Below are 14,561 nucleotides of genomic sequence, written 5' to 3' on the forward strand. Positions count from 1 at the left end.
AAGCAGCATCTTCAGCAATGCGGCTTTGCGTTCAGGTGAATAGTACGGCACGACCAGTCTCTTTCCGCCCCCGATATGCTTTTTCAGGAAAAACCGGAGAGGCGACAACTATCCTGACACCGGGGGATCTTCGCCACCGCGCGGCTCGATTTCCAATTGCGCGTGTGCGCTCTGTGCGTATTGCAGCGCCAAAAGCAGACATACACGATCCTGGAATTTGTATTTTTTGGGGCCAATGATTTCGATAGACATCCAGTTCCTCATGGATCTGCAGTGCGGTGGTGCAATCTAGCCGAATCATCCTGCCTCGACCATGGTCCTGAGGTTCGGTTGATAGCAAAAATCAGGATGGGTAAGGGCTATTGCGGTCAACTGGAAGTCAGATCCGGACTCACCCAGTTTTTATTCAGCGGTTCTATGAGGCCGGTCGCCCCGGACCGTTGGTTGTTCTCCAGCAATCGCATCTCGCACGTGCCCTCTTCGATTCGAGTGCGAATTTCCGTGGTCCAAAACTACCTGCAGTCACTGTTGATCGCCCTCAGAGGGCGCGCGCCATCGTTGCTAAAAGCATTTTGCAAAGAGCAACCAGAAAGCCATCATTCGATTAATATGTGTCGCGAGTAAAGGAGGGTCCTGACGAAGGCTTTAGAAGGAGCGGAAATTTGATTACGACACACATGGGCTCCTTGAGCGCCGCTCACAGGGGCTATGCCTACCAAGATTTGGTTACCGCATACTTACTGGTTCGAGCACTTGTTCACCAGCATGAAGCGGTCATCGTGGATCGTAAAACTGTCGAAGACGACCGCTTCGACGATCTTGAGGTGACGGCCAACGGAACCAGAATCCGGCGCCAGCTAAAATCCAGCCTGAACCCCGAAGTCGCACTGAAGCTTCAAGATTTCATAGGCAATGCCTCCTCACTTCGATTTGACCGCTTGGTTCAGACGTTCACTCATGCAGGCATCGACGCAGCTGACGAGTACAGGCTCTGCGCGACCTGGCAGGCCCCTGTTATAACCGATGCCTTGTCCGCTTTATTTGAAGTGTCGGACGCCGCTGGCACGTTCGCAGGGTTTACTACAAAGCGATATCGCATCGATTCAGCTCGAATATGGCCAGGTGCCGAAGGTCCCAAACTCGCGGTACTCTGCCCCTCCAAGGAGGGCTCAGCACCGCTTACCCGAGATCAAGTTGTCGCTTTCTGTGAGCGCTTTGTCATTGAACTTGCTTTGCCCTCGGCAACGCTTGATCTTGATAGCCCCGGCCCGTTAGAGGGTTTACTGCTCGACTTGTTGATGAAGGATGTTGGAATAGGGCGATACCCCAACGCCGAAAGACGGCCTGAGGATGTTGCAGCGTTAGCCATTCACATCGCCACCAACGCGCGCATTCAAGGCGAGAGACTGACCCCTGGGGACGTAGCCAGTCGTTTGATGCTGCGCACAGATTTCGGGCGAGTACTTCAACAGTTCCCGATTGATAATTCTGTGCTACAGCCGCGACCGCACGTTCGCGACAATCTGGCTGAAACGGTGCTGCAGGGAGGCGTTCATTTGATCCTTGCTGGCCCAGGATCAGGTAAATCTTGGGAGTTGACGCAGCTTGCCGATTTTTTGCGAAATCGCGGTGTTGTTGTAGCACAGCACTATTGTTTCCTTGCCCCTGGAGACGGTTTGGCGGAGAAGCGGGTTAGCACCAACATCCTGTTTGCAAATCTTCTGGGGGACATCCAGGACTGGTTGAGTGAGCAAGAGAGCGTATCGGCTCGGCAAATCTTCGCGGCAGGAGCTGATGTCCTTGAAGAAAGCCTGCAGCAGGTCGTTGAAAGCGGTTCCCGAGTTGTCATTGTTGTCGACGGTCTGGATCACATTGCGCGAGTACGCAGCACCTCTCAAAGCCTAAATGACAATGAAACGGATATCGTGGAGCGCTTATCGACACTCGCTTTACCCGAAGGTGTATCGCTTGTCATTGGCTCTCAACCTGGCGAGCATCTTGATCCTCTCCGAGATCGTTTCAAGGACTCACTGCACCAGCACACCCTTCAAGCGTGGCAACGCGAAGAAATATTTTCTCTGTGTGACAAGCACGGCGTTTCACAAGCATTTGAAAGCGTCGCCATTAGCGACCAAAGTGAACGAGACGAGTTACTCACCTTACTGGCGTCGAAGGCCCAAGGAAATCCGCTCTACACCCGCTATTTGTCAGTAGGCCTCGTTGAGGGGTTAAAGAGCGGGCGCATTCAAGCGCCTCATGAATGGCTATCGTCAGCGCCAGCTTTAGACGGTGACATTACCCGTTACTACCAACACCTGAACCTGACCGCCAGCCGCAACACCATCCCCGTGGCTAATATCCTAGGTGTTCTTGATTTCTCGGTGACGGAGGCGGAGCTGCAAGAAATTGTCGGGAGCTTGATGCAAGACTATGTTCCCGAAGCGCTGGCCATGTTGTCCCCCATCCTTTCCCGCGCCACAGGTCAAGGCGGTGTACGGATATTTCATGAGAGCTTCAGACGCTTCATTCTTGACGAGTTACAAGCCGCAGGCAAAAGCGTTCGCAATATCCTGAATCCGGTCATCGCCTGGCTAGAGTCCAAGGACTTTTTTCAGGACGCTCGCTCATACCGCTTTTTGCTTCCCTCTTTGCGCCGGGTGGGGCGGGACGATGAGATTCTGGGGCGGGTCTCTGCCACCTTTGCGCGTGACAGTCTCGTTCATGGACACTCTCGAACGTCTATTGAGGACGGCGTCTCGCTTGCAGCGGACATTGCGGCAAGTAGCGGAAACTGGCCAGTGCTGCTCAGGTGCTCTGAGATCTTCCGTTCACTCGACATGTGCTTTGATGAAGGTACAAATCGCTGGCATCCGTATTGGATCACCTACCAGGCGCTACATGGGCCGCACGCTCTCGCACAACGCATGCTTTTCGATGGGGAACCAACTCTGGATGCAACTCAAGGACTGCTCGCGTGTGAGGCGGTCGAGGCACAGGGCGCAGTAGCACCTTGGGCGGAATACCTTGAGTTGTGGTTTGACGACCAGCGTAGCAGTCACTCTGATCACTTCGATCCTGAGGCTGATCTGTATGAGGAGGAGAAGGTCTACCTAGCGTCGCTGCGTGGGCAACTGCGCTTAGGGTATACGTTTGGCGTCGCCCGAGAGGTTTGTGATCAATTGTATTTCGAGGAAGAGCTCAAGTTCATCTTTGTACGCAAGCTTTCGAGCATGCTCTCTCACGAGCTACCTTTGTCTTCCGTTGAACGTCTCGCTGGGCGAGTGCGCATTCAATCTGATCAGCGATTCGGCTTAAGTGAGGAGCGCGCGTGTGCGACTTGGTTGGGGCTGTCGGACGCTGCATGGGATGCGAGCAACCTTGTGGCGGCGGTAGATTACGCCAACAACGCGCTGCGTCACGCCAGAGGAGTAGAGCAAGCAGTATGGTGTCTGGAGCGAGGGGCTTCAATTGAAAATGGCCAGCCATTTTTGGTCGAGCCAGCCACCTTCGACATCGCTCTGGACGACGATGGTTACCTACATAGTACCCAGCCAGTTCGTGACTGGGTCGCAACCATACGCCTACATGCCTTAATCGGGAACTTACAAACCCTGGATGCAGAGCGGCATCGTGTCGATGGGGAAGGCTGGTACCGTTGCTGGCTGCGTTTCGTGATAGCAAGCGCAGGAGCTGAAGCGGCAGCTACCCAAAACAGACCATACGACTCCAGTACCGTCTTCGCTGAGTTGCTTGGAGATGTCCGTCCGTTCGTGGGATCACCTCGGGCATGCGATCTGTATCGCATCCATTCGGTTATAGCCGAGAGCCTGGCCCGAGCACTGAATTTCTCCAGAACGCTGGAGGATTGGGAGTACGCCATTTCGTCCATATCAGAGGCTCGTCTGGGTACTGCGACCCAAATGGATAGGGAAGATGGTGGGCCCATTTCGGCTAACACTTTTTTCTCGATACTGATTCCTTACGCTATACATGAATCAGCGTCGCAGTTGGTCATCGACGCGCTAGATCGTGTACTGGTGGACGAGGAGAGAGACGGCGGTACTTACTACAGCAACCATGCTGAATTTTCCATGCGAGTGGCACAGGCGTTAGCGGTTGCAGGGCAACCTGAGGCGGCTACCAGCTATTGGCGGCAGTCATGCGGGTATCTGCTGGGGTATGGGTTTCATAAAGACACCTCACTGTTTGATCTGATCGGAAGTGTGAGCGCCTTGAAGAGTGGCGCATCCACCGCAGCGCTTGATGGCTTGATCAAGTTACAGCCGCTCGTGCGAGCAGTGAGGAACCATACCGACGGCAGAGAGACACGCAATGCGCCGAACGCCTGGTTCAATGCACTTATGGCTGTTGACCCGGTACGCGGTGTTCGGCTTTTAGCATCGACATTGGCACGTGAGCATGGGGGTGAATCCTGGATTACGGTCTCCGCGCTGACGAGCACATTAACGACCCTTGCCGAAACGGCGGACCCGCTCTTGCTCGATGGGTTTTGGAGCTCGATCTTGTTCGAGGTTGATCACGATGGTGCCGGCAGTAAGCTTGTCATGGAACGGCTCAGACCTCTCGAACGGCTTCTCCCAAGCAACCTGTCCTGCGTCCAGGAGCGATTTACACAACTATGTGCAGAAGTGTTAGATGACGCTGCGCGGTATCGGATCGATGCCGTTGAGCGACTCCTGACATTTGCATCAGAACATGCGCTTAAAGCTCCAGCAGCTCTGCGCGATCACCGTCATCCCACGCCAGTAGTGCGCAGTGAAAGCAGATCCCGCAAGAACGACACCACAGGTGAGGAGCTTCGTCCTGCGTTTCCTCAGACGCGTAGCTATGTTGATGTGCTGTCTACGCTTCGCAGACTAGGCGAGGCTAAAATCTCGGATTCCGAGGTCGACGGGGTCGTGACCTTACCTTTGGCTTATATCATTAGCGAAATGGTCGATGCAGGCGACGAATTAGCAGCCCAGCGACTGATCCACTTTTACGTGCGCGATTCGGGATATTGGTTCTGGGATCGTTATCAGGCTATTAACGGCCTGGCCGCCGCGCTTGATAACGCAGGTCATGTACAACTGGCCGCCACTACCTACGTGCTTGCCTACAGTTGTGCAAAAGGCGGTGGTGGGTGGCATAACGTAGGCGACCGCAAGCACGCAGCTTCGGTAAGCAGGGCGCTTGAGCTTGATTCTGCTCAAGCTCGGCAGGTGCTGGCAGATGAGACGGCCCGTAAGCTACGGTCTGGCAACGTTCATGGCGTGACACAGCATCTGGTTGAGCAGCTTGCCGAATGGGAGGCTCCAGGCATCGCATCACAGGCATGGGCCGAGGCCTTCAATGTGATGGAGCTTCGTTTGCCTCTGCCGGGACGCTACCTTGGGTTTGAAAATCTTGAGACAGACGATTGTGGCTGGTCAGTGGAAGAGGCCTTTATTAGCCTGCTTCTAAGTCGCCTAGGTAATCCAGTTTTGCCACGCAAAGTGCTGATTTTGAGTGCTATAGCACGTCTGCTACGCGATCGAACTCATCTATTCGCTCGTCCGTTGAGCCATTGGTTACTGGCCGATACCTCAGTGTCCTCGCTGCATCTAGTCCTTCGCGTGTTGATTGAGTCCCCGGTGGACCTCTCGAACCTAATTGCTGATGTTACCCCCGAGCTTACGCTATGCGCCGAGTCCGACTCATGGGCAGTGGCTAGTATGGCTCAAGCACTTCTAGCCAGTATAGATGTGACAGTTGCAAATCGATCTGAACCGACGATGTTGTCTACCCCGGTCACCCGTCAACCGTTGCGGATGATTGCCGCCCTTGAGCAGCATGAAGTGATGGGGTTTCTGGCGCAGTTCTGGCCTGATCTGGCATACATCATCGAGGAGCGTCTGAACAATGTCGCGTGGGGCGATTCTATTCCGGGTCGTAATCGATGGCAGCTCAGGGGCGGTCGTGATGGCAGTGCCCGACTTCCAGCTCAAGTTTTGCCATGGCAAATGGAAATCTATCTATCCATTCTTGACTCTATGCTCGTTAGTCTTCCGCGCCCTGTAGGGTTGCCCGAAGGCTTCGAGTCAGAGTTGGCCGAGGAGATGCTTCGCTACATCCTGCCAAATATCCCTGCGCACTTGATGGCTGTCGCCAGCAGGACGCCGCGCCCTAAATGGGAAGCCAGCGTAAGCAATGGTCTCAACCCGATCATCACGGTCGCCGACGATGATCCTGAGTATAGTGGTTGGATTCGACTTGGTTTCTACGAGGTGGAACATCCTCAAAGCTCGCGGACTGAATCGGGGCGGCAGCGAATTATCACCCGCATGGGGGGTATTGTCGCAGTGCATCCTGATGAGAGTGTCCCTCCCAATGCGTTCCCTTTCAACGAAGGCCATATCGAGGATTGGTTGATCATTGCTGGCAGTCCGGATGAGATAATGGACGAGCGTGGTCCTTGGTTAGTAAGCCTGAGCCCAATTGAGGACTGGCTGGGAAGGACTTTATTACTAGTCCCTCCGGCAAGCCTTCAAATGCTTGCTGATCTGCACCATTGCGCATACGCAGACTCCATGAAGTGGGTGGATGCTGCTGGAAACCTCGCGGTGGTTCAACGGACTTGGCGAGTGCATAGCGATCAGATTTCGATTCAGGACTCGTACTGCATAGAGGGGTGTGACGTACTGATGCGACCGGATCTAATACCCATACTTCACCAGGCATATGGGCCTTGGTTAGCGGAATTGAGTCAGGTGATGTGACCTTTGTCGTGCACATAGACTGGGAGCATACCGCCTCGTCCGGATGGGGTAGTCAGTGAGGGCTACTGACCGGGTTGAAATCCACAGTCGTTTGCTGCCATTCGCGACCGACCGATTTCGACCCAAAGCGGGAGTTAGGGGACTTGTCGGTAGTGACCGGAAAAGGCTGTTTGCTATCGGTCGGATTCCGTAGCCAAGCGTCGGCAAAGGCTGCAAGCTGAACTAATACTCACAAGAAACTACGCGTCCTCACTTATGGTGAGGCGGTGGCGTAGGGTCTTGGCCTGCACTGCCAGGATGTATATTTTTTGACGATGACCAAGTCAGCGACTTCTTCACCATCGGTGAACCTCGGCGGTTTCAAGAGGGGATGGACGTGTCCTGCGTCCGCAGGAAGTCGAAGAGCTGCAGGCTCAACGGGGCGTGTAGTAGATGGCGTCCAGAAGCGCTGCGCGTCCCAACCAGATTTCGGCGTCAGCCGCATTGCTCGGCTGCGGATGTCTCCACCACGGATCACCGTGCATCGGCTCAATGATGCGCTGCCAGTAGTTCTCCAGGTTCGTTGTGCTCGGGCTGACACCGAAGTTTTCGCACAAGTCCTTTCGGTTGGCCGAATCGATGCACACGAATGCGTCAGGCCGCTTCATCGCCAAGAGCCTAGTCGCGGTCGGTAGTCCGCCGACTCGCCCGTCCTGATCGAAGGCTGCTCTGAACGCTTTGCAGTAGCGGTCGTAGTCGTCCTGCGTGACCGCGCCCATCAACGGGATGAAATCGAGGGCGTGGGAGAGACCTGTGGGCGCTTCGATGACCAGGTTCGCGAACGTCCCACTTGCGCCCATGCTCCCGAAAAGCCCGTAGTCCACGCCTGGCTGCTGAGACTTCTTGCGCCCGAGAGTGCCGGCGACCAGCTTGCGGTCGTCCTCGTTCCACTTCGCGTAGGGTATGCCAGTCGCGAAAAGGGCGCGAGCCTTTGTCAGAACGCCCAAGCGCTCCTTAAACAGGTGCGCAGACGGGTGTGATGAGCTTCGGACCTGCACGAGGTAGTCCGCCCAGCTCATGTCATGTGGCGCGCGCTTGGTATTCGGCTTAGAAGGTGGCCGAACGTCAGCGAACTTGATCAGTTCCTTTCGCGCAGCCGTCTTAGCTGCGTACTGGTGACGGTACCGAAAGAGGAACTCGTGAGAGATGTCCTCCGCCCCCTTCCACGCTTCTGCGACGAAGCGACTGAGCCCTACCAGCGCTGCATCGTCGAGCGAGCCATCAAGCAGCACGCTCGCCTCGACGTTTCGGCTCATCGCCGCCTTCGTGAGATTTGGGCTCCCGACCACGCAGCGTATGCGTTGCCCGTTACGAAACAGGTAGACCTTCGGGAGGAACAGGTCGCCCGTAGGAGGAACGACGGCTGCGGCTGCTAGCGCTGCCGCCCGCTCAAGCACCTCGGGCTGCGTCTGGAACATATGAGTGCCGACAACGAAGTGCTCGAACTTCGAGCTGTCTTTCATCGCTGCCTCGAAGACCGCGTTCTCGGTCGCCCAGGCTACTGCCCATTGCATCGACTCGCAGTTCTCAACCAGTGCTATGAGTGTCGACTGCGTCTGCGAAGCCGACAGGAACTTCACATCCATCTCTGCTTTTCCTCGTGTTTCTATTAAACTAAGTCCGGTACGCTTCTGGGAGCGTCAGGAGAGGCGGACTGCTCGTGCAGCGACCGGCATGTAGAGCCATCGCTCGCTCACGGGCTTGCCGGTCGCGTTGAGAAGGGCATGACCATAGGACTCGAGCTGCGGGCCGTGCTCAGCCACCAGGTCCTCGTCTCTGGCTGAGCCACCGGGGTTCGACTTGTGGTCCATGAGAATCCAACTATCTGGCAGTTCAACCAGCAAGTCGATGCGGCCCCGGATACGAGTGCCGTTAGGGCCATTGGCTTCGATGGGCACTTCGACGTAAACGGGACAGTCAGGCCAGCGCTTGGCTACCCAAGCTTGGAACGCTCTGGCCTGGGCGCAAACGGCTTCCTTATCCACAGAATGAGCCACGGCCCAGGTCATCAGGATTCGTTCGACGTCAGGGGCTGAAATCCCGCCAAGCGCGCCGGCGCGAGCGATGCACAGGTGGAGCGCCGTGCCCAGCGATGCCATGTCGGGCTTGCCCGCCAAGCTTAGCCGGACTCCTACTGCGTCAGTCTCGACTACCTTGAACGTGCCGCCCGAGGCAGAACTCGGTCGATGCCACAACGGCTCGGCCTGCACACGCGGACGAGCTGTGAACCAGCGGCAGGCCTCGGAGGTTTTGGCAGGTGGCTCCGTTGAGCAGTCATCCTTGTTCCACGACCTCGATAGTCTGGAGAGCTGCTGGCCGTCGGGAATCGCTATGGTTCCTGAGTCGCCGAACAACAGGTCGGCTGCGCCTTGAATCTCGCCGACCCAGGCGCGCCCCGCCCCTGACTTGCGAACGAACGACACTGCGACGTTCATATCACGCGCGCGGGTCAGGCCCACATAGAGAAGGCGCTTGTTCTCCGCCAGGGCTTCGGCCTGCATGGCTTGACCAGTGGCGCTGGCTTCGGCGTTGAGGGCGGCTTGGGGCTGGGACCGCTTGCCCCAGGTCTTCAGCCAGCAGTGGACGAAGCGGTTGGCGAGCGGCTGCTGCGGGTCGAAGCCCCCAACTGTTCTCGCGCGCACGCCCCAAAGCGAACTGCGTGCTGTCGCATCGAGGCTTGTCAGCACGACGATTGGCCACTCCAGCCCCTTGGCCCCGTGATAGGTGAGGACCGAGACCGAGTTGTCTGCTGAAATGGCCCGGTTATCGTCCTCTGCGCTGGCGAGTTCGTCCAGCCAACGAAGCATGCCGCTGACGGTCGCCGATCGCTTCGCGGCGACACACTCGTCCTCGAAAGTCTTTCCGAGTTCGACCAGTGCCTCGACATTGGACAGCCTATCGCGGCTCTCGTGAGGGGAAGTGGACCATTGGCCGACCAGCCGCACTACTTGGGACTCGGCAGCGGCAAGTCGCAGCACTTCCTGTGGCGTCAAAGCCATTAGCGTTGGACGCAGCTCTTCCAATCGGGCCAGTAGCGGATGGGCGCTGTCGCCCTTCGTCAGCCACTCGTGTGACTTCGCCCCATCGGTGGCTAGGTATTGCAGCCTGTCTGCAAGCCAGATTTCGATCGGAGTGCTATCAGCCAGGGTAAGAACCAGCGCCGTGGCGACGGTGTCGGTTGGGTCGTTCATGCGCCTCAGACAGGCCATGACATAGATGGCTTCGGCAGTCCCCAACAAGCCGGAGCGTGGGCTGGCTGACGGGATTCCCCAGCGCGTGAGCGACGTGACGGCAAATTCGACCTGGTCGTTGTAGCGACACAGCACTCCGACATCGCCGGCCTGAATCGGACGGAGCTCCTTGGTGTCCTTGTCTTCGACCTTGACCCCGGACCCCAGCAGCTCGCGGACGGCCTGCCCAAGGCCTAGGTAGTCCGAGTCGTTTCGGCTGCTCTCGAAGTTCCAGTTCAGCAGCGCGGCCTGGTCCGGGATATCCTTCCGCAGCGGCTGCAACCGAACCTGCGCAGGCGTCAGGTCGGGCTCGAACGCAGAGTTGAACACGTCGTTAGTGAGCGAGACTAGGCTCTCGATGGAGCGCCTGGAGGTGTCCAGGGCCTTCCCTATGACTCCGCCCCAGTCCTTGATGGCGCCGAGGACGCCGGCAATGAGGCTCGCGTCAGTTCCGCGGAAGCCGTAGATGGCCTGCTTGGGGTCGCCCACCCACACCGACCTCTTAGCGAGCTTGGCCAGCTCGACGAAGAGCGCCAGTTGGAGAGGGCTGGTGTCCTGGAACTCATCGACCATGATGAGATCCAGTTCTGCCGCCAACACTTCACGGACGGCTGGCTTTGTCCTCAATGCACGTAGCAGCAACACCTCTTGGTCGCTGAAGTCGACTGCACCCAGCGCCTTCTTGGCCTGCTCGTAGGCGTCGAGAACGTCGGCGGCCAGGTTGAACACCCTGTCAAGGTACCGGCGGACCTCGACATGAAAGGCCGGGTGAGACTCGTGGGCCTGAGCTGCGGATTTGACTGGTGCCACGATATCCCTGACCTTGGCGCCGGCGTCAAACCCGGCTGCGCCGATCCAGTCGGGCCAGCACCAGCGGCCTTCACGGAAGAGGCGATCCAGTTTCTGCAGCCCGTCGAGGCCTTTTAAGAGGTTGTCTGCAACTTTGGCGCCGACAGCCTGCTGTTGTTCTACGTAGGCGGCTACCTCCTGGTGCGCCTTGGCCAGCGCGGTCGCCAATGCCTCGGTCGGGTCCAGTCCCGCAGTTGGAGCAGGCCAGTTCGCGAGCATCGCGTCCGCGTTCTGGGTGCCCATCACGCGAAGCGCCCCTGGCTCAATGTCGTTGTCGAGCGCGGCCTTGACGACAGCCTCAACAGTCTTGGACCAGTCCGCCTGTTCGATGCCGAACCGCTCCGTGAGCCAAACCAGTTCCGCTTGTGCGTCGGCATCCATCGACTCGGCCAGCGTGGCTTTGAGCAGTCTCTTGGATTGACCTTCGCCCAGCACAGTCTGGTCGGGAGACAGGCCCAACTCGAAGCAGAACCGCTTGAGCATCTGACCGCAGACACTGTTGACGGTGCCCAAGCGGGCCTGGCCGATGGCTGTGGCCAGGTCGATACGTCCCTTTTCAAGAAGCCAGGAGCGGGCGCGTTCGCGCAGCTCGGTAGCGGCCTTCACCGTGAAGGTCGTGGCCAAGATGGCGTGAGGGCGTGCTGCGCCGGACTCGAGGGCTCGGGCGAGCGTTTCGGTCAGCTTGTAGGTCTTGCCACTGCCGGCGCCTGCGCTGATGAACTCGATGTTGTTCATTATTGCCAGCCTCCCAGCAAGACGAGGTGGTCTCGGTCCCATTTGCTTGGGCCGTTGACCGGAAGGGTTCCCTCAGGGCCTTGGAATTCGTCGGTCGCACCTTCCGGAACGACTTCGATGGTCCCGGCGTCCAGCTGTTGCTTGCGCCAGTTCCAGGTGGCGCGTGCCCTGTCCAGTAGAGTGGTGACGGTTACGCCGTCTGGCGGTCTTCTGACTTGCGCTTTCGGGAAGGTGTCGGCAGTGGTGACGTACAGTGCGCCGCTTTCCAGGATGAAGTAGCCAAGCGCGGCGGGTGCGACACCGCTTGTTTGCTCAATGAGGCTGGAGTAGAGCGCCAACTGTAGGTGCTCGCCGGAGCGAAGCAGCTCGGCGTAGTAGTTGTCCCTTCGCCACTTAATGTCCAGCGCGACGGTTCGCTTGTTGCCAAGCGTGACAAGGAGGTCAATCATGCCGACCAGCGGGACAGCCCCTAGGTTTCCTGCGAACTCGACCTCGGTCTGAACCTGCACCGCACCAGCGGACCTGAGGTGGTCGAGGAGACTGCAGATGGCTCGTTCACAGACCTTGCGGAAGTGCTGCTGCGTTACCCCCGCCCCCTGCATGAGCAGTACAGCGCCCTCAGTCAGCAAGAGCGAGTCTGCTTCGGCGCGGAACCAGGCGACGGCAGCGGAGTTCGACCAAGTCAAGGCATCGGTGTGCGCGAAGAGTTCCTCGAACACCCGATGAGCGAGGATGCCTAGCAGGCGGTTGTCCTCATCCACCGCCAGGACGGAGGTTGGCTCCAGGTTCGCCACTCGTTTCAGAACGAAGAGGGCTGCGTCGTTGAAGAGTTCGTTGAGCGCAGTGAACGACTGTGCAGCGTCGCCGAGCTGCAGGGGATGCGGGAGTTGGATGTGGCGCGGAGTAGTGGGCAGCGGCTGAGGTGGAAGTACCTCGGCGGTTGCCCCGAGAAGTGTGGAGTCGAGTGCAGTGTCCAGGTCGAGCGAGCCAGATTCGATGTCCGGTACGAGCTTCTTTAGAAGCTGGCGAATCGGATGTACTTCTGTACCAGGGGGAGGGCAGACGATTATAAATCTGCTTCTCGCGACAAGTAGCGGCCGCAGCCACTTCAGTGCCAACGAAACGAGCTCACGCGCCGGGTCTCGCAACTGCACACCCAATTGGGTCAGAGCGTTCAACTCGGCAGGAGACCAAGGCAGAGGCGAGGGCAGGGGAGGCGTCGACGGCATCCACCAGACCACTTCATCAGCAGCTTCTATGCACGCGGCTGCCGTGCTGGCCGAGCGCATGCAACCGACATGGGAAACCGCAGCGGGGTTGGTTGCCCCGGCGGGCGTGGCGTGGGCGACCAACTGCTCGACTTGCCGAGGCAGCACCGTGGCCAACCCTTGCCGAGCCAGCTCGATCAATGCTTCATGGACGGCCGCACATTGGCTATGCGCCGCCGTAAAGCTCGCCGCATCAGCTGATTCACCTGAGAGGCGACGCCGCATAGCCTCCTTCATCCGGTCGACGCGAGCGATCAGTGCATCGACCGGCACTCCATCGGTGCGTGACCAGCGCTCTGACTCCAGCCAGAAGGTAATTTCATCTGCTACTTCCTGGGCATCGTCACCCGCCGCGATCTTGGCCTTAGCCGCCGTCCAGGCTTCGCTACCAATCCCAGGCTGCTTGGCGACAGCACGGGCGAGCCTGCCTCTCGCAGGACGACTGAACGGGCCGACTGGGTGGGTCAGGAAATCCAGCAGTCGGTTCATGTCTATTGGTTCCCAGCACATTTCCAAGGCAAGGAGTAGTGCCTGTAGGGCTGGGCGGAGCTGACTAGGGCGTTCGAACCCGCAGTTGACCCCGCCGGTCGCGGACAGCGACACATCCAGCGAGTCGCCGGCCTCCTCGGCCAGGATCAGCCGGTCGCCGGGCTTGTGCGAGTGTTGTGTGCTCAACCAGTGTTCGGCGGTCGTGGCCGCGAGGGCGCGCACCAGCAAGACACTCCCGTCGGTCTGCGCGGTCAGATTGCCCGCGGAGCCTCCAGCCAGAACGGTTAGGGCGTGCTCTTGCAACGCGCGGAGTTGGCCTGCTCCCTGTGGCTCGGGAAGGCGGACTTCGACGGCCGGCAGGCGCTCGAGCACCTGCCGCCAGAGAAGCGGGAAGTCCTCGGGCGGGTCAACCAGGTGAACTGACTTGATGGGGTCGGCGCCCGACGCACTCAGACCCTGCATCACCAGGTGCAAGCGCTCGGCCTCTCCGGGCGGCAGCGTTTCGAGAGCTGCCTTTTCAATGGAAGCAAGCTCCTGGATTCGCGAAGGATGCTCCGGATTCGCGCTGCCGTCCCAACCGCCAAGCCGCCACTCGTCACGCCAGGCCAGGAGGCGCGCGGCCGTACCGATGCTGTCGGCCTTCAGGGACTCACTGTAGAAGCGCGAGTTGTTGTCATGGACCCGCAGCAGGCCAGAGTAGATGGCCACGCGTCTGGCCGTGGACGCTTCTGGCGCGCTTAGACCAAGGTAGGTCTCCAGCAGGGACAGGAATCCGAGGCGGCCGACTATCGGGGTGTTGAAGAAGTTCGTCGGGGACGGACCCTGACGGGTGTCCAAGAAAAGGCCAAAAGTGATGTGCATGCTGCAGTTGACTCCCTGAAGGCAATCGAATGCAGGCGTCCTATTGCATCTTGTTCCCCTGCTCCTAGTCGACAAGACTAACCGAAAGCAACCATTCACGTACGACGGAAAATTGCTGAGAGCGGCTGTCAGACCACTACTGCCTGTGTGTCAGATACCGCAGCAAGGCAGACAAGGAACCGCGCCTACTGAATTTCCGCTCTTTACCCAGAGTGTGTAAAAACGCTATGGCTGCAGAGAGTTGAGTAATTGGCAGTTTTTCGCTGCGCTGGAGGTCTCTAGGGACCTCGACCAAGCCAAATCAGTATTGCTGGTATTGATCGGGACTTGCC

Annotated in this window: 5 protein-coding genes; 1 reads left to right on the forward strand and 4 read right to left on the reverse strand. The window is 58.4% G+C overall.

Going from position 1 to position 14,561, the window contains the following annotated elements; all coding sequences use genetic code 11:
* Nucleotides 1-108 precede the first annotated feature (108 nt).
* The gene (locus GUY40_RS27365; protein WP_166572029.1) at nucleotides 109-252 is read right to left on the reverse strand and encodes a hypothetical protein; all 144 of its coding nucleotides are present in this window, start codon (nucleotides 250-252) and stop codon (nucleotides 109-111) included.
* Between the two features lie 410 nt (nucleotides 253-662).
* On the opposite strand from GUY40_RS27365, the gene GUY40_RS27370 reads away from it, so the two are divergent.
* The gene (locus GUY40_RS27370; RefSeq protein WP_166572030.1) at nucleotides 663-6,758 is read left to right on the forward strand and encodes a hypothetical protein; all 6,096 of its coding nucleotides are present in this window, start codon (nucleotides 663-665) and stop codon (nucleotides 6,756-6,758) included.
* Between the two features lie 413 nt (nucleotides 6,759-7,171).
* On the opposite strand, the gene GUY40_RS27375 is transcribed toward GUY40_RS27370, so the two are convergent.
* From GUY40_RS27375 to GUY40_RS27385, 3 genes are read right to left on the reverse strand one after another with little or no spacing between them, the layout of a single operon-like run.
* The gene (locus GUY40_RS27375) at nucleotides 7,172-8,383 is read right to left on the reverse strand and encodes a phospholipase D family protein (protein WP_166572031.1); all 1,212 of its coding nucleotides are present in this window, start codon (nucleotides 8,381-8,383) and stop codon (nucleotides 7,172-7,174) included.
* 54 nt (nucleotides 8,384-8,437) lie between these two features.
* Nucleotides 8,438-11,611 (reverse strand): exodeoxyribonuclease V subunit beta, encoded by a 3,174-nt coding sequence (locus GUY40_RS27380; RefSeq protein WP_166572032.1) that lies wholly within the window; start codon nucleotides 11,609-11,611, stop codon nucleotides 8,438-8,440.
* A complete protein-coding gene (locus tag GUY40_RS27385) occupies nucleotides 11,611-14,229 on the reverse strand; it encodes a PD-(D/E)XK nuclease family protein (RefSeq protein ID WP_166572033.1) in 2,619 nt (872 codons plus the stop codon). Before GUY40_RS27385 ends, GUY40_RS27380 begins: the two co-directional genes overlap by 1 nt.
* Nucleotides 14,230-14,561 lie beyond the last annotated feature (332 nt).

It is taken from the genome of Pseudomonas sp. R5(2019) (assembly GCF_009905435.1).
Classification (GTDB): domain Bacteria; phylum Pseudomonadota; class Gammaproteobacteria; order Pseudomonadales; family Pseudomonadaceae; genus Aquipseudomonas.